17 protein-coding genes are annotated in these 20810 nt (G+C 69.9%); 7 read left to right on the top strand and 10 right to left on the bottom strand.

The annotated features are described in order from the left end of the window. Nucleotides 1–17 precede the first annotated feature (17 nt). From QBJ89_RS00295 to QBJ89_RS00275, 5 genes are all read right to left on the bottom strand, one after another. Nucleotides 18–944, bottom strand: a complete 927-nt coding sequence (locus tag QBJ89_RS00295; RefSeq protein ID WP_277978551.1) for a bifunctional riboflavin kinase/FAD synthetase — start codon at nt 942–944, stop codon at nt 18–20. A 39-nt stretch (nt 945–983) separates the two neighbouring features. After that, entirely contained in the window at nt 984–1463 is a 480-nt protein-coding gene (locus QBJ89_RS00290; protein WP_277978550.1) for a dihydrofolate reductase, read from the bottom strand. A gap of 204 nt (nt 1464–1667) precedes the next feature. Beyond that, on the bottom strand, nt 1668–2696 hold the full coding sequence (locus QBJ89_RS00285) for a thiamine pyrophosphate-dependent enzyme (RefSeq protein ID WP_277978851.1): 1029 nt from the start codon (nt 2694–2696) through the stop codon (nt 1668–1670). A gap of 3 nt (nt 2697–2699) precedes the next feature. Further along, nucleotides 2700–3347 carry a thiamine pyrophosphate-binding protein gene (locus tag QBJ89_RS00280; protein WP_277978549.1) on the bottom strand — a complete coding sequence of 216 codons (648 nt, stop codon included), beginning with the start codon at nt 3345–3347 and terminating at the stop codon, nt 2700–2702. Between the two features lie 108 nt (nt 3348–3455). Beyond that, a complete protein-coding gene (locus QBJ89_RS00275) occupies nt 3456–3836 on the bottom strand; it encodes a winged helix-turn-helix transcriptional regulator (protein WP_277978548.1) in 381 nt (126 codons plus the stop codon). Nucleotides 3837–3937: 101 nt separating this feature from the next. Here QBJ89_RS00275 and QBJ89_RS00270 point away from each other — a divergent pair, with 101 nt between their 5' ends. Both QBJ89_RS00270 and QBJ89_RS00265 read left to right on the top strand, forming a co-directional pair. Continuing rightward, on the top strand, nt 3938–4999 hold the full coding sequence (locus tag QBJ89_RS00270; protein WP_277978547.1) for an SDR family oxidoreductase: 1062 nt from the start codon (nt 3938–3940) through the stop codon (nt 4997–4999). Nucleotides 5000–5117: 118 nt separating this feature from the next. Further along, on the top strand, nt 5118–6473 hold the full coding sequence (locus tag QBJ89_RS00265; protein ID WP_277978546.1) for a dihydrolipoyl dehydrogenase: 1356 nt from the start codon (nt 5118–5120) through the stop codon (nt 6471–6473). A gap of 145 nt (nt 6474–6618) precedes the next feature. On the opposite strand, the gene QBJ89_RS00260 is transcribed toward QBJ89_RS00265, so the two are convergent. The 5 genes from QBJ89_RS00260 to QBJ89_RS00240 form a co-directional block, all read right to left on the bottom strand. Continuing rightward, nucleotides 6619–7515: a thymidylate synthase gene (locus tag QBJ89_RS00260; protein WP_277978545.1), complete on the bottom strand. Its 897-nt coding sequence runs from the start codon at nt 7513–7515 to the stop codon at nt 6619–6621. Between the two features lie 185 nt (nt 7516–7700). After that, a complete protein-coding gene (locus QBJ89_RS00255) occupies nt 7701–8405 on the bottom strand; it encodes a class I SAM-dependent methyltransferase (protein ID WP_277978850.1) in 705 nt (234 codons plus the stop codon). Nucleotides 8406–8444: 39 nt separating this feature from the next. Then, nucleotides 8445–9572, bottom strand: a complete 1128-nt coding sequence (prfB, locus tag QBJ89_RS00250; RefSeq protein WP_277978544.1) for a peptide chain release factor 2 — start codon at nt 9570–9572, stop codon at nt 8445–8447. Between the two features lie 122 nt (nt 9573–9694). Beyond that, nucleotides 9695–12196, bottom strand: coding sequence for a penicillin-binding protein 1A (locus QBJ89_RS00245; RefSeq protein WP_277978543.1), 2502 nt, complete (start codon nt 12194–12196; stop codon nt 9695–9697). A gap of 57 nt (nt 12197–12253) precedes the next feature. Beyond that, the gene (locus QBJ89_RS00240; protein ID WP_277978542.1) at nt 12254–13198 is read right to left on the bottom strand and encodes an N-acetylmuramoyl-L-alanine amidase family protein; all 945 of its coding nucleotides are present in this window, start codon (nt 13196–13198) and stop codon (nt 12254–12256) included. Between the two features lie 435 nt (nt 13199–13633). Between QBJ89_RS00240 and QBJ89_RS00235 the strand changes: the two genes are divergently transcribed. The 5 genes from QBJ89_RS00235 (at nt 13634) to QBJ89_RS00215 (ending at nt 20792) form a co-directional block, all read left to right on the top strand. Further along, a complete protein-coding gene (locus QBJ89_RS00235) occupies nt 13634–16330 on the top strand; it encodes an Rne/Rng family ribonuclease (RefSeq protein WP_277978849.1) in 2697 nt (898 codons plus the stop codon). Between the two features lie 372 nt (nt 16331–16702). Continuing rightward, nucleotides 16703–18079 (top strand): M48 family metalloprotease, encoded by a 1377-nt coding sequence (locus QBJ89_RS00230; protein WP_277978541.1) that lies wholly within the window; start codon nt 16703–16705, stop codon nt 18077–18079. Further along, nucleotides 18076–18792 (top strand): DsbA family protein, encoded by a 717-nt coding sequence (locus tag QBJ89_RS00225; protein ID WP_277978540.1) that lies wholly within the window; start codon nt 18076–18078, stop codon nt 18790–18792. The genes QBJ89_RS00230 and QBJ89_RS00225 overlap by 4 nt, the downstream gene beginning before the upstream one ends. 312 nt (nt 18793–19104) lie before the next feature. After that, complete coding sequence (locus tag QBJ89_RS00220) at nt 19105–20034, top strand: ABC transporter ATP-binding protein (RefSeq protein WP_277978539.1); 930 nt, start codon at nt 19105–19107, stop codon at nt 20032–20034. Beyond that, complete coding sequence (locus tag QBJ89_RS00215; protein ID WP_277978538.1) at nt 20031–20792, top strand: ABC transporter permease; 762 nt, start codon at nt 20031–20033, stop codon at nt 20790–20792. The genes QBJ89_RS00220 and QBJ89_RS00215 overlap by 4 nt, the downstream gene beginning before the upstream one ends. Nucleotides 20793–20810 lie beyond the last annotated feature (18 nt).

The following is a 20810-nucleotide window of genomic DNA, read 5'->3' as shown; positions in this document are numbered from 1 at the left end:
ATGGCCTTAGCGCCGCGTCAGCGCGCCAGCAACGTCCGCGCTGTCGCGCAGTCCGCGTCCATCTGCGCGACCAGCGCGTCGAGCGTGTCGAACTTCGCCTCGGGGCGAATGTAGTCGATCAGCTCGACCTCGAGCTCCTGGCCGTAAAGATCGCCCGAAAAATCGAAGAAGAAGGGCTCGAGCAGCTCCTTGGGCGGGTCGAAGCTCGGCCGGATGCCGAGGTTGGCCGCGCCATCGAGCACGCGCCCGTCCGCGAGCCGGCCGCGCACTGCGTAGATGCCGTAGGCGGGGCGCAGATACTTGCCCATGTCGAGGTTGGCGGTGGGATAGCCGATCGTGCGGCCGAGCTTGTCGCCGTGCTGCACGACCCCCTCGATCGCGAACGGCCGGGTGAGCAGCCGCGCCGCACCGCGCGGGTCGCCCGCCCCGAGCGCGGCGCGGATGCGCGTCGAGGAAACCGGCTCGCCGTCGAGCATCACCGCCCCGACGGTGTCGACCGAGAAGCCGTTCGCCGCACCCGCGGCGCGCAGCGTGGCGATGTCGCCGCTCTTGCGGTGGCCGAAGGTGAAGTCCTCGCCGGTAACGACGCCGCCGACACGCAGCGCGCCGACCAGCCGCTCCGCCACGAACGCGTCGGCGTGGAGCCCGGCAAGCACCGCGTCGAAGTGGAAGACCACCATCGCGTCGGCGCCCGCGGCGACGAAGAGGCGCGCGCGCTGGTCGAGCGTGGTGAGCCGGAACGGCGGCGTGTCGGGGCGAAAATAGCGGACCGGGTGCGGGTCGAAGGTGGCGACCAGCGCCGGCCGCCCTTCCGCGCGCGCGCGCTCGACCGCGCGGCCGACGACCGCCTGGTGACCAAGGTGAAAACCGTCGAAATTGCCCAGCGCGACGATTCCGCCGGCCAGCCCGGCCGGCACCGCCGAGCCGCCGTCAAGCCGCTCCATGCGCGGCGCCTTAGCGGCTCGGCCCGCGCGGTGCCAGCGTCACCGTGCTAGCGTGACGAAGTCGTAGGCGGGGCGGTCGCAATCGGCCGGGTGCGACTCGCGCGCCAGCTCGCGCCAGCTGGTGAAGGCGGGGACGATCGCGTCGCCCGCGGGCGCGGCATGGACCTCGGTGAGCTCGATCCGATCGGCGCGGTCGAGCAGCAGGGCGAACACTTCGGCGCCGCCGATCACCGCTACGCGCGCGTCGGAGTCGCCGGCGCGGGCGAGCGCGAGGGCGTCGTCGGGCGTGTGCGCCACCTCGGCGCCCGCGGCGTGCCACGCCGGGTCGCGCGTGAGCACGACATGGCGGCGGCCGGGCAGCGGCGCGGGAAAGCTCTCGAACGTCTTGCGTCCCATCACCATCGCCTGCCCCGTGGTGAGCGCCTTGAACCGCTTCAGGTCAGCGGGCAGATGCCACGGCAGCCGCCCGTCGACGCCGATGACGCCGTTGGCGGCGCGCGCGAGAACGAAGGTGATCATGCCCTGGGTGGTAGCGGGCCGTGGCAGGCGGGGCCAGTGGCCGTCGACTTCACCGAAGTGACCCGGCGAGGCTACGACCTCCAAACCGGCGTCATCCTGAACTCGTTCAAGCATCCACGGTGCCGCTAGTGCATCGTTGGCGGCGCCTGCCGGACGGTGGATACCGAAGCAAGTTCACGATGACGCCGTTCAGATCGCTCCCCCTCACCGCCCGATCAGCTCCCGCACCTTGGCGATGCCGAAGCGGAGCGCCTGCTTGGCGTCGACGTGCGGCATTGCCGGCACCTCGGCCGGGTCGACCAGAGCGTGCAGGATCGCCGGCCCCGGCACCGCGAGGAACTCGGCCACGGTGGCGTCCAGCGCGTCGGCGTCGCGGGCGGTGAAGCCCTGTGCGCCGCACGCGCGCGCGAAGGCGGCGAAGTCGAGGTTGGGGAAGCCGGTGCCCTTGGCCGCGGGCAGCCCCGCCCCCTCCATCTCGAGGTGGACCAGTCCCCAGCCCGAATTGTCGTACACCACCACCTTCACCGCCAGCTCGTGCTCGACCGCGGTCATGAACTCGCCCAGCAGCATGGTCAGCCCGCCGTCGCCGACGTGGAGGATCACCTGCCGCTGGCGATCGAGCAGCTGCGCGCCGTTGGCGATCCCCATGCCGGTGCCGACCGCGGCGTTGTTGAACGAGCCGGTGATCCGTTGCCGCCCGGTCTGGCGCAGCCAGTTGGCCGCCCAGAGCGTCACCTCGCCGGTGTCGGTGACGAGGATCGCGTCGGTCGCGGCGCGGTCGCTCACCGCGCGTGCCACCGCCTGCGGATGTATTTTGTCGCCCGCGCGCGCGGGATCGGCGCGCTCGTCGAGCATCCGGTCCCAGGCGGCGCGGCGCTCCTGCGCGCGGTCGAGGAAGGCAGTGTCGGTGCGCTGCGGTAACCGCTCGAGCAGCGCCCTGATCGTCGGCCGCACCGAGCCAACGACGCCGAGCTTGACCGGCGCGCGCCGCCCGATCGCCAGCGCGCGCTCGTCGACCTGGATGACGTTGCCGTGCTTGGGCAGAAAGTCGACGTACGGGTAGTCGGTGCCGAGCATCACCAGCAGCTCGGCCTGCTGCACCGCGTCGGTGCCCGCGGTGCCGCCGATCAGCCCGACGCCGCCGATCCAATAAGGCTCGTCATAGGCCATGATCTCCTTGCCCCGATAGGTGTGGAGCAACGGCGCCTGGAGCCGTTGGGCGAGCTGGCGCAGTTCCTAGGCGGCGCCGCGGCAGCCCGCACCGCAGAAGATCGCGACGCTCTTCGCCTCCGCGATCAGCGCGGCCGCGGCGGCGACGTCGGGCGCGGCGGGCGCCACCTCGGGCAGCGGGCGCAGGGTGGCGAGGCTTGGCACCGCGCCGGGCGCGCTCGCCGCGAACACGTCGGGCGGGATGTTGAGGTGCGCGACGCCGCGCGCGCCGTACGCCTCGGCGATCGCCTGGTGGAATACCGCGGGCGCCTGCTCCGCCGCCGCGACCGTCTGGGTGTAGGCCGCCACGTCGCGGAACAGCAGGTCGGGCGAATCTTCCTGGAGATAATCGGTGCCGCGGTGCGCGCCGGGCACGCCGCCGGTGATGGTGAGCACCGGGGCATGGTCCTTGCGCGCCTCGTACAGCCCGGCGACGAGATGGTTGCCGCCCGGCCCCGTGGTGCCGCAGCACACCGCGAGCTGGCCGGTCAGCTTCGCCTGCCCCGCCGCCGCGAGCGCGGCGCCTTCCTCGTGGCGGACGCCGATCCATTCGAGACGACCGTCCTGCTCGATCGCGTGGGTGAAGGGGTTGAGCGCGTCACCGACGATCCCGAACACGTGGCGCACGCCGACCTGGGCGAGCGTGTCGACGAGTAGTTCGGCGACGTTGGGCATGCGGCATCTCCGGAAGGGTACCGCGCCCTAACGCCTTGGGTTCGTGGGAGTGCCCGGACTTCTGAGCGGGGGGAACGGATGCCGAAATGGAGGTAGAGGCCCTCCGCGTCACCGCCGGCGCGAGCCAGGCCGCGGCACCAGCTTGTCGAGCGCGTCGGCATTGTCGCGGCCCCAGGCGTAGAGCAGCTCGACCGGCACGACGAAGCGCCCTCCCAGCGGCGTCAGGCGATATTGCACCGCGGGCGGCACCACCGTTTCGACGTGGCGCGTGATCAGCCCGCTCGCCTCCATCTCGCGCAGCGTCTGGGTCAGCATCTTCTTCGAGATGCCGGGCAGGCTGCGCTGGAGCACGCCGGTGCGCGCCGCGCCGCCGTGGCGCGCGTGAAGCGTGTGCAGCACCATGCTGGTCCATTTCGTCGCGAACAGCTCGAGCACGCGGCGCGGCGCGCAATCCTCGCGCCACGAGTCGTCGGGGCTGCCGGCATCCATGGTCACCTCCTGGTGCCTAGGGCACGTTCGGGTGCCGTCTAGAAGCTGCCGGCCCGGCTGCCTAGCTCCCTGGCAACGCTCGACAAGCGAAAGGATCTGACATGGCGAAGACGGCATTGGTGGTAGGCGCGAGCGGGATTGTCGGCGGCGCGACCGCGGCGCTGCTGGTGGAGCAGGGCTGGACGGTGCACGGGCTCGCACGCCGCGCGGTCGACCTGCCGGGCGTGGTCCCGGTCGCGGCCGACCTGCGCGACGCCGCCGCGACGCGCGAGGCGATCGGTGCGCTCGCGCCCGACGCGGTGTTCATTACCACCTGGCTGCGCCGAGACAGCGAGGCGGAGAACATCCGCGTCAACTCGGCAATGGTGCGCCACCTGCTCGACGCGCTTCCCGCGCCGACCACGCCGCGCCACGTCGCGCTGGTCACCGGCTTGAAGCATTATCTCGGGCCGTTCGAGGCTTATGGCAAAGGCACGCTGCCGCAGACGCCGTTCCGCGAGGAGCAGGGTCGGCTCGACGTCGAGAACTTCTACTATGCGCAGGAGGACGAGCTGTTCGCCGCGGCGGCGCGCGACGGTTTCAGCTGGAGCGTCCACCGCCCGCATACGGTGATCGGCAAGGCGGTCGGCAACGCGATGAACATGGGGACCACGCTGGCGGTCTACGCGACCTTGTGCCGCGAACGTGCGCGCGCGTTCACCTTCCCTGGCTCGGCGGCGCAATGGTCCGGGCTGACCGACATGACCGACGCCGGCCTGCTCGCGGAGCACCTGCTGTGGGCGGCGGAAACCGACGCGGCGCATGACGAGGCTTTCAACGTCGTCAACGGCGACGTCTTTCGCTGGCAGTGGATGTGGGACCGGATCGCCGGGTGGTTCGGCGTGGCGGCGGCGTCGTTCGATGGTATTGTCCGCCCGCTCGAGCAGCAGATGGCAGAGGATGCGCCGGTCTGGCGCGAGCTCGCTCTGCGCGAGGGTCTGGCTGAGCCCGAGCTGGCGCGGCTCGCCTCGCCCTGGCACACGGACGCCGATCTCGGCCGCCCGATCGAGGTCGTCACCGACATGAGCAAGAGCCGCCGGCTCGGCTTCACCGGCTATCGGCCCACCGACGACGCCTTCTTCGCGCTGTTCGAGCGGCTGCGTGCCGAGCGGCTTATCCCCTGAGCCGCCAGGCGCTGGCACGAATATCCTAACCTATGTGCAACGTTAGCGAGCGCCGGCACGTTCGATCGGCAGCGTGAGGGTCTCGTTCCACGCCGAACCGACGGATGGGGAATGACCGATGGGCTCGCGTGACTGCGACGTACTGATCCTGGGTGCCGGGACCGCCGGACTGAAGGCGTATAAGGCCGCCACCGCGCGTGGCGCTGACACGCTGATCGTCGAGCGTGGTGCCGGCGGCTCGACCTGCACGCGGGTCGGTTGCATGCCGTCCAAGCTGCTAATTGCCGCGGGCCGCGCCGCGCACCAGGCGCGCGGTGCGGCGGCATTCGGCGTCGATACCGGCGCGGTGACGGTCGAGGCGACGCGCGTGTGGCGGCGAGTACGCGCCGAGCGCGACCGCTTCGTCCAGGCGGTGCTCGACGACTATCACGCCATCCCCGCCGACCGCGTGATCCACGGTGTCGCGCGCTTCTGCGCGGCGGACGCGGTCATGGTCGGCGACATCCGCGTGACCGCGCGACGCGGCATCGTGATCGCGACCGGCGGCCACCCGATCGTGCCCGAGCTGCTCGAATCGGTGCGTCACCTCGTTCGCACGCACGAGACGATCTTCGATCTCGACACGTTGCCGCGCGCGCTCGCGGTGATCGGCGCCGGGCCGCTCGGGCTCGAACTGGGCCAGGCATTCGCGCGGCTCGGTGTCGACGTCACGGTGCTCGACGAAGGACAGAGCGTCGGCGGGCTCAAGGATCCCGAGGTCAACCGGGCCGCCGTCGCGGCGCTCGGGCGTGAGATGACGCTCGCGCTCGGCGTCAAGGCCGATGTATCCGCCACCGACGACGGTCGCGCGCGACTGGCATGGGAGGGCGGCGAGGCCATTGTCGACCTGATCCTGGCCGCGAGCGGGCGCCCGCCGACCCTCGCCGAGCTGGCGCTGGAGACCACCGGGCTCGTGCTCGACGAGCACGGTTCGCCCGACTTTGATTCGCGCTCGCATCGCTGTGGCGACAGTGCGATCTTCGTCGCCGGCGACGCGGGTGCGTGGCGACCGGTGCTCCACGAGGCCGCGCGCGGGGGCCGGATCGCGGGCGACGTCGCGGCCGGCGGCGAGCCGCCGCGCCGGCTGCCCGCATTCGCGATCGCCTTCACCGAGCCCAATCTGGTGTCCGTGGGGCGCGACTTCGACTCGTTGCCGGAGAATGCGCAAATCGGCACCGCCAAGGTCAGTGATAATGGCCGAGCGACCGTCGACGGCGAGGACCAGGGGCTGGTTCGGCTGTACGGCGACGCCGACGGTCGGCTGATCGGCGCGGCGATCGCGGCTCCAGGTGGCGAGCATCTCGGCCATCTCGTCGCGCTGGCGATCGACCGCGGCACGGAGGTGGCGACCTTCGCCGATCAGGCCTGGTATCATCCCACCGTCGAGGAGCTGCTCCAGGCGGCGGCGCGCGACCTGCTCGGCGCCGACGATTGAGCGGCGACGCGAGCGCTCGGCAGGACGTTCACTCCGGGCGATCTCGCCTCAGGAACGAACACACTCCCGCCGGGCACACCGCGCTTCCATTGATCACCACTGACTTGCTCTCGGCTCCCGGACGGACGCCCGGGCACACCCATGATCACACCGCGACGTCCGCCTTGATCGCGCCGTGCGGGTCATAATCTTCCACCGTGAAGTCGCCGATGGCATAGCCGTCGATCGTGTCGGGTCGCCGCGTGAGGCGCATCCGCGGCACCGCGCGCGGCGTGCGACGTAGCTGTTCCTCCGCCTGCTCGAGGTGGTTGAGGTAGAGATGCACGTCGCCGCCGACCCAGACCAGCTCGCCCGGCGTGAGATCCGCCTGCTGCGCCAGCATCAGCTGCAACGCGGCGGCGCCGACGAAATTGAACGGCGCACCGAGCAGCAGGTCGACCGAGCGCTGGTACAGCAAGCAGTTGAGCCGGCCGCCCGAGGCGACGTGATATTGGTAGACCATGTGACAAGGCGGTAGCGCCATCGCCCCCAGCTCAGGCACGTTCCAGGCGTGGAACAGCATGCGGCGGCTCGTCGGGTTCTCGCGCAAGGCACGGACGAGCTCGGCGATCTGGTCGTACTCGCGGCCGTCCGCTCCCAGCCAGCGCCGCCACTGCTTGCCGTAGACCGGGCCGAGCTCACCCCAGCGCGCGGCAAAATCGTCGTCGGCGACGATGCGGCGCTCGAACTCCTCCTGCGCGATCGGCTTGCCGGTGGCACGGCGGTAGGCGTCGAGCGGCCAGTCGGTCCAGATCCGAACATTGTCGCGCAGCAAAGGCTGGATGTTGGTGCCGCCGGTGAGAAACCACAGCATCTCCTTCACCGCGGTCTTCCAAAAGACGCGCTTGGTGGTGAGGATCGGTGCGACGCCGTCGGCGAGGTCGAACCGCAGCATCGCGCCGAAGAGCGAGCGCGTGCCGACCCCGGTGCGGTCGAGCCGCTCGTCGCCGCGCTCGAGCACCTGCGCCATCAGGTCAAGATAGGGCTGTTCGGGATGCGCCATGCCGGGGGTGTTAGCGGATGCGCGGGCGGGCGTCATCCCGGACCGGGCCGACGACGCGCCGCATACTTCATGTTCCCCGGCGAAGGCCGGGGCCCCGGTGGGAAGGCCATTGTGGCATTTACCAGCGGCGCCCAGCCGGGCTCCGGCCTCCGCCGGGAAACAACGGCGCAAGGCAAACCACGCCCCTATCCCGCCTTCGCCTCGTCGTTGATGCGACAGGCGCGGATCGCAGCCGGGTCGGGCCGCGGCCCCGCCGCGCGGAAGGTCGTGAAATAGCCGCCTGCGGAGCGCATCTCGTGGAAGTCTACCTGGGCATAGCCGACCGCAGCGAACTCACACTTGAGCAGCGCCGGCGGCGTGCCGTGGTCGCGCGTCGGGCGGTTGGCGTCGACCACCACCACCAGCCCGCCGCGCCGCAGCGAGGATCGCATCCGCCACAGGAACTCGTACGGCTGCTCGATCTCGTGGTACATGTGGACCATCAGGATACGGTCGAAGCTGTTCTCGGGCAGCCGCGGGTCGGCGGGCATGCCGAGCCGGACGCTGACATTCTCAAGCCGCTCGCGCGTCACGCGCTCCGCCAGCGCGTCGCGCACCGCGGGCACGATGTCCTCTGCCAGCACGCGCCCCTCGGCGCCGACCCGACTCGCCAGGCGTGTGGTGTAATAGCCCTCGCCCGCGCCAAGGTCGGCGACCGACATGCCCTTGCGGATCTCGGCGAGGTCCATGACGCGGCTGGCCTCGTTGAGCCGGTCGCGCGCTTCCTCGGTCGACCAGCGTGCCGACACGATCGTCGCCACCGGCCGATCTGCCTCCGGGAACGGCCCCGGCTGCTTGGACTCGTGCTTGATCAACGGCTGCGTCCCATCGCACGCCGCCAGCAGCAGCATCGCGGCGAGCAGCGCCGAGCGGGCGAGCGCGCGCGTCACTTAGTCGACATCCTCCACCGCGACCTTCTCGCCGGTCACACGCTGTGACAGCGCCGCGGCCATGAAGGTGTCGAGGTCGCCGTCGAGCACGTCACCCGGCGAGGTCGAGGTCGCGCCGGTGCGCAGGTCCTTCACCAGCTGGTATGGCTGGAGCACATAGGAGCGGATCTGGTGGCCCCAGCCGATGTCGGTCTTGGTGGCGTTCTCGGCGTTGCTGATCGCCTCGCGCTCGGCAAGCTCGCGCTCATAGAGACGCGCGCGCAGCTGGTTGTACGCCTCGGCCTTGTTCTTGTGCTGCGAGCGCTGGTTCTGGCACTGCACCACGATCCCCGTCGGCAAGTGCGTGATGCGCACCGCGGAGTCGGTGGTGTTGATGTGCTGCCCGCCGGCACCCGACGCACGATAGGTGTCGATGCGCAGATCGCCTTCGTTGATCTCGACCTCGATATTGTCGTCGATCACCGGGTAGACCCACACGCTCGAGAAGCTCGTGTGGCGGCGCGCCGCGCTATCGTACGGACTGATCCGCACCAGCCGGTGAACGCCCGATTCCACCTTGGCATAGCCGTAGGCGTTCTCGCCCTTCACCAGCAGCGTCGCCGACTTGATCCCGGCCTGCTCGCCGGCGTGATAGTCGACCAGCTCCACCTTGTAGCCGTGGCGCTCGGCCCAGCGCGTGTACATGCGCTGGAGCATTTCGGCCCAGTCCTGGCTCTCGGTGCCGCCCGCGCCGGCGTTGATCTCGAGATAGGTGTCGTTGGCGTCGGCCTCGCCCGCCAGCAGCGCCTTGACCTTGTCGGCCTGGGCACGCCCGGCGAGCTGGGCGAGCGCGTCGGTGCCCTCGTCCGCCATCTCGGCATCGCCCTCGGCATCGGCCATCTCGATCAGCTCGACCGTGTCCGCCAGCTCGCGCTCGATCGCGCGGGTCGCGCCGATCGCCTCGTCGAGGCGGCGGCGCTCGCGCATCACGGCCTGTGCTTCCTTGGGATTGTTCCAGAGCGACTGGTCCTCGACGCGTGCGTTGAGCTCGTCGAGCCGGCGCAGCGCGCGGTCCCAGTCGAGCGACTGGCGCAGCAGCGCCAGCGCCGCGTTGATGGTGTCGACATGAGCCTGCGCTTCGGCGCGCATAGGGTATCTCCAGCGGTCACATCATCCAGCAGGCGCCGGAATCTCGCTCGGCACGGGGATCGCATCGTGGCCGGAGATCCCGGCCGACGCTGGGATGACGAAAGAATGTTCAGCCCGACGACTTAGTAGATGCCCCCCTGCCTCTGCAAGAAGTCGCTGTCGCTCGCGGGCGCGCCGGTCGTCCCGGCGCTGGGCGCCGCACTCGGGGCGGCGATCGGTCCGGCGCGGCGGGCGCGGCGCGCCTCGCTCTGCGGCTTGAACGCCTCCCAGATCACCGCCGGCTTGGGATCGTCACCGGTCGGGAAGGTGCCGTACACCGGCCGGCCCGAGGCGCGGTCGATCCGCACCATGCGCATGCCAGCGGGCGCGCGGAACGGCAGCACGGGCAGACCCTCATAGGCCTTCTGCGCCCATTCCTTGAACACCGGCACCGCGACCGTGCCGCCCTGCGCGTAGCCGCCGAGGCTGCGCGGCGTGTCGAAGCCGAGGTACAGGCCGGCGATCATCTGTGGCGTGCCGCCGATGAACCACACGTCGGTGGGGCCATTGTTGGTGCCGGTCTTGCCGAACATCGGGCGACCCAGATCGCGCAGCGCGGTGGCGGTACCGCGCTGAATCACGCCCTCGGTGATGTGCACCATCTGATACGCGCTCATCGCGTCGAGCACCTGATGGCCGCGGGTCGGCAGGCGCGGCATGGCGCGGCCGTTCCAGTCGGGCATGTTGCAGCCGTCGCAGGCGCGCCAGTTCTCGGGCCAGATCACCTGGCCGCGACGGTCCTGGACGAAGTCGATCAGCGTCGGGTCATGCCAGCGCCCCCAGTTGGCGAGCACGCCATAAGCGTTGACCATCTTCTCGACGGTGGTCTCGCCCGCGCCCAGCGCGTAACTGAGATAGGGCGCATAGTCGCCGATCTGCATCGCCTTGATCAGCTTGGTGACCTTGCCCATGCCGGTCTGCGCGGCGGTGCGCACCGTCATCAGGTTGCGCGACTGCTCGATGCCCCAGCGCATCGTGTGCGGCCCCGCCCCGCGCGAATTGCCGAAGTTGCGGAAGCATTTGTTGCCCAGCGCGGCGCCCTGGTAGACGCAGAACGGCCCGTCGACGATGATCGAGGCCGGCGTCATGCCGTTCTCCAGCGCGGCGGAATAGACGATCGGTTTGATCGTCGAGCCGGGCTGGCGCATCGCTTGGGTGGCGCGATTGAATGATTGGACGCTGGCGTCGAAACCGCCCTGCATCGCCAGGATCCGCCCCGTCATCGGCTCCTGAACGACGAAGCCGCCCGAGATCTTCGGCACCGAGCGCAGCGCGAACCGGCGCCCCGCCGGCGCCACCGCGATGATGTCGCCGGGCTCGATCGCGGTGAACGCCGCGCCGCCGACGTTGCGCACCGGCATCTGCGCGGCGTCGCGCGGCAGCTCGCCGGTGGTGCCGTCGGCGAAGCCGATCCGCCACGCGTCACCGTCGCGCGCGATCGCGATCGCCGCGCGCCAGTCGCTATAGTCGAGCGAAATATTGGTGTTGAGCAGCGCGCCGTACCATTTGTCGCCGTCGACATCGACGTGGCGCAGCGGCCCCGACCAGCCGCGCCCGCTGTCAAAGCGCAGCAAGCCGTTGCGCAGCGCCTCGGCGGCGAAGCCCTGGATACGCTTGTCGAGCGAGGTGCGCACCCATAGGCCGCCGGCGTAGACGCTGTGCGGGCCGTCCTGCGCGCTCTCGCCGAACTTGTCGATCAGCTCGCGCCGTACCTCCTCGACAAAATAGCCGCCGACGCGCTCGAACTTGGGCGTACGCCGCGTGATCGCGCCGATCGGCTCGGCCGCGGCGACGCGCGCCTGCTCCTGCGTGACGAAGCCGTTGCGCACCATCTCGCGCAGCACGTAATTTCGCCGCGTCAGCGCGCGCTCGGTGTCGCGCAACGGATCGTAGTTGGAAGGGCCCTTGGGCAGGATCGCGAGATAAGCCATCTGCCCCAGCGTCAGCTCGCCGAGTTCCTTGTCGAAATAGGCGTGCGCCGCCGCCTCGACGCCGTAGGCGTTGCGGCCGAGGAAGATCTGGTTGAGGTACAGCTCGATGATCTGCTGCTTGGTCAGCGTCTCCTCGATCTTATACGCCAGCAGCGCCTCTCGGATCTTGCGCGTGGGCGAGTAAGCGTTGCCGATCAGCAGGTTCTTCGCGACTTGCTGGGTGATGGTGGAGCCGCCCTTGGCGCGCTGCCCGCTGCCGAACTTGCGCGCATAGTCGAACACCGCGCCGGCCAGACCCGGAAAGTCAACGCCGTGATGCTCGAAGAAGGTGCGGTCCTCGGCGGCAAGAAACGCCTTCACCAGCAGCGGCGGATATTCGTTATAGGCCAGCTCGACGCGGCGCTCGCGCGCGTAGGAATAGACCGGCGCGCCGTCGGCACCGCGCACGTTGGTCGGCAGCGGCGGCTCATAGGCCTTGAGCTTCTCGACCGAGGGCAGGTCACGCGCGAACACCAGCCAGAAGACGCCGAAGGCGACGGCCAGCAGCGCGAGAAGATAGGTCGCCCAGCGCACCAGCCGGCGCTGCCACAGCCCGCGCCAACGGCCGCCACGCGGGGCCGCCTCTTCGCGTACATCGAGGGGATCGGAAGCCATCGCGCACGGCGTTTAGCAGGTTCGCGGCGCGGGGGAAGCCGCGCGCGTCAGTCGGGGTCAGCGCACCGCCAGGCGACGCGCGAAATATACCTCGACCGCGCGGCGCACCGTCTCGGCGATCTTCTCGCGCCCTTCCTTGCTGCCCAAAAAGGCGGCGTCGGCCGGGGTCGAGATATAGCCCGTCTCGAACAGCACCGATGGCATGTCGGGTGCTTTGAGCACCATCAGCGACGCGGTGCGATGGAAGTTCGTCTTCACCGGCATCAGCGGCTTGGCCTCGCGCCCGAGCAGCCGCGCGAAGCCCGCCGAGGCGTTCATCGTCTCGCGCTGGGTGAGATCGATCAGGATCGAGGTGACGTCGGCGTCGCGCCCCAGCCGAACGCCCGCGATCACGTCCGACTTGTTCTCGCGCGCCGCCAGCAGCGCCGCCTCCCGGTCGGAGGCGACGTCGGAGAGCGTGTAGGCGGTCGCTCCGGTCGGCAGGCCGGCGCCGACGCTGTCGCAGTGGACCGAGATGAAAAGGTCGGCGCGCAGCCGCCGCGCGATCCCGAAGCGCTCGCGCAACGGGATGTAGCGATCGTCGTCGCGGGTCAGTGCAACGCGTGCGCGGCCACCCTCGACCAGCGCGTCGCGGATCGCCTTGGCGATCTTGAGCGTCACGTCCTTCTCGCGCAGCGCCGCCTGCGGGTTGATCGCGCCCGGATCGTTGCCGCCGTGGCCGGCGTCGATCACCACTAACGGACGCTCCTCGGCACCGGCCACCTTGGGCAGGCGCAGGCCGCGCGCGGGCGGCGGGACCGGCACCGTGACCTTGTAGCCGTCACGGTGCGCGTCGCGATCGGCGCGCGACTTCCACGGTAGGAAGTCGAGCGACGGCGCGTCCGTGTCGGCGTCGCGCGGCGACGCGGCGGCGACCGGCGCGAGCATCGCCACAGCGGCGAGCGCCAGCGTCGCGCCGACGCGCGTTGCCAGTCTTCCCCTGCGGTACGTTCGCGGTATCATCCCCGGTCCCTATCGCCCCGAACCTCACTCCGTGGTTAACGGACTGCGCGGCGTGAGGAAATAGCAACGTGAATCGTGCCGGTTGATGCGGCGGTTCGGCGATGCTACCGAGATCATGACCGGAATGTTGCGCGATCCACGCGCGACGCAGCTCCGGCACCACTGCCCGCCCGGCGCGACGCCGGCCCCGGGTCATCAGGTTGACGCTCGCAATGCCGCACCCCGCCCGACCGCTGCCCCGCCCGGCCTCTGCCGGCGGACGCGCGGTCGCGGGTCGCCCCGCCAGCATCTCGCGCGGGGCGGCGCGGCACGCGACAGCAGCACCCATCACCATCCGCGCGGCCGGCCCTCTCGGGCGGCCGGCAGCGCCCTATCGTCGCGCCGCCGCCCTGCACGGGCGAGGCGGCGCGTGGAGACCGTTCAATGACCATGCGTATGCTGATCGACGCACGCCACCGGGAGGAAACCCGGGTCGCCGTCGTCAAGGGTAACCGGATCGAAGAGTTCGATTTCGAGAGCGCCGAGCGCAAGCAGCTCAAGGGGAACATCTATCTTGCCAAGGTGACGCGCGTCGAGCCGTCGCTCCAGGCGGCGTTCGTCGATTACGGCGGCAATCGCCACGGCTTCCTCGCCTTCAGCGAGATCCACCCGGATTACTATCAGATCCCGAAGGAGGATCGCGACGCGCTGCTGCGCGAGGAGGCTGAACACGCGGCCGAGGAGGCCGCGCTGCGCGCCGAGCAGGACGCGTTCGAGGACGCCGAGTTCGATGGCGACGAGGATGAGCTCGACGCCGACGAGCACGACCATGACGAGGCGGACGAGGACGACGCGGCGGAGGAGACCGGCGAGGTCGAGGACGGCGCCGAGCCGCGCCAGCCGCGTCGTCGTCGCGGCCGCGCCGGCGCCAACGACGACCAGGTCGAGGCGCTGCGCCAGCGCCGCATGTCGCTGCGCCGTCGCTACAAGATCCAGGACGTGATCCGCCGCCGCCAGGTGCTGCTGGTGCAGGTCGTCAAGGAGGAGCGCGGCAACAAAGGCGCCGCGCTGACCAGCTATCTCAGCCTCGCCGGGCGCTATTGCGTGCTGATGCCGAACACGTCGCACGGCGGCGGGATCAGCCGCAAGATCTCCAACGCGGGCGATCGCAAGCGGCTCAAGTCGATCATGGCCGAGCTCGCGCTGCCGTCCTCGATGGGCTGCATCGTCCGCACCGCCGGGCTGCAGCGCACCAAGACCGAGATCAAGCGCGACTTCGACTATCTCGCGCGACTGTGGGACGAGATCCGCGAGAAGACGTTGTCGAGCAGCGCGCCCGCGCTGATCTATGGCGACAGCGACCTGATGAAGCGCGCGATCCGCGACATCTACAACAAGGACATCGACGAGGTCATCGTCGAGGGCAGCGACGGCTATCGTCAGGCCAAGGAGTTCATGCGGCTCCTGATGCCGAGCCACGCCAAGAAGGTGAAGCATTACAGCGACCCGGTGCCGCTCTTCCAGCGCGCCGGCGTGGAGGAGCAGCTCGCCGCGATGTACCACCCGGTGGTGCAGCTGAAGTCGGGCGGCTACCTCGTCATCAACCCGACCGAAGCCTTGGTCTCGATCGACATCAACTCGGGCCGCTCGACGCGCGAGCACAATATCGAGCAGACCGCCACCGCGACCAACCTCGAGGCGGCGCATGAGATCGCGCGCCAGCTGCGGCTGCGCGACATGGCGGGCCTCGTCGTCATCGACTTCATCGACATGGACAACGGCTCCAATGTCCGGAAAGTCGAGAAGGCGATGAAGGAGGCGCTCAAGAACGATCGCGCGCGCATCCAGGTCGGCCGCATCTCCAGCTTCGGGCTGATGGAGATGAGCCGCCAGCGGTTGCGCACCGGCGTGCTCGAGGCGTCCACCCGCCCCTGTCCGCATTGCGAAGGCACCGGCTTCGTTCGTACCGCCTCGTCGTCGGGCATCTCGGCGCTGCGGCTGATCGAGGACGAGGCGGCGCGTGGGCGCGGCTCGCTGCTGACGCTGCGGTGCAGCCAGGAAGCGGCCTTCTACGTGCTCAACCGCAAGCGCGGCGACATTGCGGAAATCGAGGATCGCTACGGCGTCCAGGTCGAGATCATTCCCGACGAGGAGCAGGAAGGCGCGCGCATGTCGGTCGAAGCCAATGGCCCGCCGCCTGCGCACGCGCCCAAGTTCGACCGCCCGATCGTCGAGGTCGAGGACGACCTAATCGAGGACGAGGTCGAGGAGGAGTTCGAGGACGAGGAGGTCGAGGAGACCGCCGCCGAGCCGCGCGCGCGCGCCGACCAGGGCGACGATGAAGGCGGGCGCGGCAACCGCCGCCGCCGGCGCCGCCGTGGCCGTCGCGGTCGCACCCGCCCGGAGGGCGAGAGCGAGGGTGACGTCGAGGCCGTCGATGCCGAGGGCGAGGACGAGGAGGAGCTCGTCGACGCCGCTGATCCGGTCGTGGACGAGGAGGCCGTAAAGGCCGATGCCGAAGCGCCGGCCGAGGCGGGTGAGCGCGAGGGCGGTCGCCGCCGTCGCCGCGGCCGTCGCAACCGCCGCCGCGACGGCGACCGGGTCGAGGAGGCCACCGCGTCGACCGAGGCGCCAGCCGAGCCGGCGGAGGAGCCTGAGGCCGAGGCGGAGCCCGACGCCGTCGCCGCTCCCGAGCCCGAGCCCGCGCCGGTCCCCAAGACCCGCCGTCGCCCGCGCGCGCGCGCCGCGACCGCGGCGGTGACCGAACCCGAGGTCGAGGCCGAGGAGCCCGAGGCGGAGACGCCAGCTCCCGCACCGGCCGCGGATGAGGCACCTGCCAAGCCCAAGCGCACGCGCCGCAAGAAGGCGGTCGAGCCGATCGCCGAGGCGGCCGACGCCGGCCCGGTCAATGACGGCCTGCCGGCCCCCGAGCGGGACGAGCCGGAGGCGGTCGAGCTCGAGGTCGAGGCACCGGCCAAGCCGAAGCGCACGCGCCGTAAGAAGGCCGATGTCGCGCCGGTCGCCGAGGCGCCGGCCGCGGCCGAGCCGGAGCCGGGGGCGACCGCAGAGGCCGACGCCGAGGCGGAAGCCGCGCCCGCCGACGGCGAGGCGACGCCACGCCGCGGCTGGTGGCAGCGTACCTTCGGCGCCTGACGTCGTGCGCCGGGCTTCAGCCGCGGTTCAGTGGAACCGCGGCAGAACGCTCGGCGCATGCCCTCGTCGATGCCCCCCGCCGCGCCGAAACTCCCGGACGATCGTGAGGAGAGCGGCGCCGTGATCTCTCCTAACCGGCGCCGCCGTGTTCCTGCGAACGCAGCAATCCAGGGCCGCGGACGACACGGGCCGCCCGCCGGCGCTCGCGTCCGCGCACAATGGGGCCGGGCCGAGGCTCTCCTACTGACCGTCATTCCGGCCCTAAGCCGCGATCCATCTCTCCTGAAGGTACAAGGGAGCGAAGCGCGCGCGGCGCGATGGATACCGGCGCAAGCCCGGCTTGGCGGGGGAAGTGGACGCCTTACAACGCCTATGAACGCGCGCCCCTCGCCCGCCTCCCGCTGGCAGCGCCTCGTCGCCGCCGCGGCGACGGCGGTCCTCCTCCTCGCTCAGCCAGCGCACGCTCAGTCGATCCTCCGCGACGCCGAGACCGAGGCGCTGCTGCGCGACATGTCGGCGCCGCTCGTCACCGCCGCCGGGCTGCGCCCGCGCGACGTGCAGATCGCGCTGATCAACGACGATTCGATCAACGCCTTCGTCGTCGGCGGTCAGACGGTCTACGTCCATTCAGGGTTGATCCAGGCCGCCGACACCGCCAACCAGGTACAAGGCGTGATCGCGCACGAGCTCGGCCATATCGCCGATGGCCATGTCATCACCAGCAGCGAGGGCCAGCGCCCCGCGATGGGGATCTACCTGCTATCGATGGTGCTCGGCCTCGCCGCGATGGCGGCAGGCGGGGGCGAAGCGGGCGCGGGCATTCTCTCCGCCGGGCAGCAGGCGGCGATGGGCAAGTATCTCGCCTTCAGCCGCGTACAGGAATCGACCGCGGATGCCTCGGCGGTGCGCTATCTCAACACTGCCGGGATCACCGGGCGCGGCATGCTGGAATTCTTCAAGAAGCTCCAGCAGCAGGAATTCCGCTACGGCACCAAGAACATCGATCCGTTCATGCAGTCGCACCCGCTGTCGGGCACGCGCATCCAGACGATGACCGCCGACCTGCAGGGCTCGCCGGCCTGGAAGAAGCCGCTCGATCCGGCGTTGGAGGAGCGCTTCAAGCGCATCCGTGCGAAGCTCGACGGTTATCTGCTGCCGCCCGCGCAGGCGCTTCAGAAATATCCCGACAGCGACCAGACGGTCTATGCGCATTACGCGCGCGCCTACGCCTATCACCGCGCCGGTTACCCCGACAAAGCCGACGCCGAGGCCGAGGCGCTCGTCGCCAAGGAGCCCAACGACCCGTACTTCCAGGAGATCATGGGGCAGATCCTGCTCGAGGCGGGCAAGCCCAAGCTGGCGATCGCGCCGCTGCGCCGCGCCACCGAGGGCTCGCGCTCGGACCCGCTGATCGCGACCACCTACGGCCACGCGCTGATCGCGACCGAGGACCCGAAGAACTACGATGAGGCCAAGCGCATCCTCAAGACAGCGGTGGGGCGAGACGACGAGAACCCCTTCGCCTGGTTCCAGCTCGGCACCGTCTACGAGCTGACCGGCGACGAGCCCCGCGCCGCGCTCGCCAGTGCCGAGCGCGCCAGCATGTTGGGTGACGAGCGCACCGCCGCCGACCGCGCGCGCTACGCGCTCGCCGGGCTGCCCAAGAACACGCCCGACTGGATCCGCGCGCAGGACATCGCCATGACGTCGCAGAACGGGCTCGACAAGAACAGGAAGAAGCGACGGTGAACAGGTTGTGGCTGCTCGGCATGGTGGTGCTGGGCGCACTCTTCGGCGCGGGCGGGATGTGGCTCGCCAACCGCGTCGCTCCTGCCCCGCTCGCCGACGGCGACCGCGTCCGCATCGAGCGCGTCGTGCGCGACTATGTTCTCGCCAACCCCGAGATCATCCCACAGGCGATCGAGCGTCTGCAGGCGAAGGACGCGTCGCGCGCGATCGCGGCGTCGCGCGGCGCGATCGAGGAGCCCTACGCCGGCGCCTGGATCGGCAATCCCAAGGGCGACGTCACGCTGGTCGAATATTACGACTATAATTGCGGCTTCTGCCGCGCCAGCCTGGCCACGGTCGAGCAGCTCGTCGCCGAGGACAAGAATCTGCGCGTGGTGTTCAAGGAGCTGCCCGTGCTCGCCGACAGCAGTCGGCTGGCGGCGCGCGCGGCGTTGGCGGCGGCGGCGCAGGGGCGCTTCAAGCCGTTTCACGACGCGCTCTACGCCGCCGGGCCTGTGAGCGAGGCGACGATCGCGACGGCGGCAAAGGCGACCGGGGTCGATCTCGCCAAGCTCCCCGCCGACGCCGACGCGACGATCCGCGCCAATTTGGAGCTGGCGCAGAAGCTAGGCATCACCGGCACGCCGAGCTGGGTGGTGGGCGACGAACTGCTGTCGGGCGCGCTGCCGATCGAGCGCCTGAAGGAGGCGATCGTCAAGGCGCGGGTGTCGTAGATTCCCTTCGAAGCGTCACGGCCGATCTGGTCGTCCTCATCGAACCTCGCACCCGCCAACGCCCACCACCGTCATCCCCGCGAAGGTGGAGATACAGACGCGCGGACCTGTCGATAGAGGCGCACCGTCAGCGTGTATGGATCCCCGCCTGCGCGGGGATGACGTTCATGGGAGACGGACGATAGGCAACGAACGCGGCTGAGAACCATATTCTTCGCCCTCCCCCACACGCCGCAATTCCGAGCCGCCGCGTTTCCGCGCTTGCCGCCCCCTACCCCGCTCCCTAACTGACGCGAGAAGCAGGGAGACGACATGCCGGAACCGATCCTGACCGTCGCCGGCGTGTCCAAGACCTACAAGGACGGTCCCACCGCGCTGAAGACCGTCGACCTCGAGGTCAACCGCGGCGAGATCGTCGCGCTGCTCGGCCCCAACGGTGCGGGCAAGACCACGCTGATCAGCATCATCTGCGGCATCGTCACGCCTTCGTCCGGCAGCGTCACCGTCGCCGGCCACGACGTGGTGCGCGACTATAAGGCGGCGCGCCGGGCGATCGGACTGGTGCCGCAGGAGCTCGCCACCGACCAGTTCGAGAGCGTGCTCGCCACCGTCACCTTCTCGCGCCGCTTGTTCGGCCGCTCGGGCCACTCCGACTATATCGAGCAGGTGCTGCGCGATCTCTCGCTGTGGGAGAAGCGTCACGCCAAGATCAAGGACCTGTCGGGCGGGATGAAGCGCCGCGTGCTGATTGCCAAGGCGCTGGCGCACGAGCCCGAGATCCTGTTCCTGGACGAGCCCACCGCCGGCGTCGACGTGGCGCTGCGGCGCGACATGTGGAAGCTGGTCCACCGCCTGCGTGCGCAGGGCGCGACCATCATCCTCACCACCCATTACATCGAGGAGGCCGAGGAGATGGCGGACCGTGTCGGCGTGATCTCCCGCGGCGAGCTGCTGCTGGTCGAGGACAAGGACGCGCTGATGGCCAAGCTCGGCAAGCGCCAGATGGACCTCACCCTGGTCGAGCCGCTCGACTCGGTGCCTGCCGCGCTGGCGCGCTGGTCGCCGACGCTGGAGGACGAGGGACACACGCTGCGCTACGTCTTCGACGCCAAGGCGGAGAGCACCGGCATTCCGGAGTTGCTCGCCGCGGTCGCGGAGCAGCACATCGCCTTCAAGGATCTGGAGACGCGCAAGTCGAGCCTGGAGGATATCTTCGTCGACCTGGTGGGGCAGCGCGCATGAACCTGCATGGTATCTGGGCGATCTACCGCTTCGAGATGGCGCGGTTCGGGCGCACGATCTGGACCAGCCTCGCCACGCCGGTGATCACCACCACCTTGTACTTCATCGTCTTCGGCTCGGCGATCGGGTCGCAGATGAGGAACATCGGCGACGTGCCCTATGGCGCCTTCATCGTGCCTGGTCTCATGCTGCTGACGATCTTCTCGGAGAGCGTCTTCAATGCCAGCCTCGGCATCTACATGCCCAAGTTCACCGGCACGATCTACGAGTTGCTCTCAGCGCCCTTGTCTGCGGTGGAGACGGTGATCGGCTATGTCGGGGCGGCGGCCACCAAGTCGATGGTGATCGGCCTCGTCATCTTCGCGACCGCGCACCTGTTCGTCGACCTGCACGTCGCGCATCCGCTGCTGATGCTCCTCTATCTGTTCCTGGTGGCGGCGAGCTTCTCCTTGTTCGGCTTCTGCCTCGGAATCTGGGCCAACGGCTTCGAGCAGCTCCAGATCATTCCGCTTCTGGTGATCACTCCCCTGACCTTCCTGGGCGGCGCCTTCTACTCGCTGTCGGTGCTGCCCGAGCCGTGGCGAACGGTCAGCCTGTTCAACCCAATTGCCTATCTGATCAACGGCTTCCGCTGGACCTTCTTCGGCATCAGCGACGTCGACGTGCTCGCCTGCGTGGCGGTCACGGCGGGGTTCGGCGCGCTCTGCCTGGCGGCGGTGGTGACGATCTTCCACACCGGCTGGCGGCTGAAGAGCTGAGCGGGGGCGGGTTCGTTG

It is taken from the genome of Sphingomonas phyllosphaerae (genome assembly GCF_029623345.1).
Taxonomy (GTDB): domain Bacteria; phylum Pseudomonadota; class Alphaproteobacteria; order Sphingomonadales; family Sphingomonadaceae; genus Sphingomonas; species Sphingomonas phyllosphaerae_C.
Note: the sequence above shows the minus strand (reverse complement) of the source record. Positions and strands in the feature narration are given on the sequence as shown.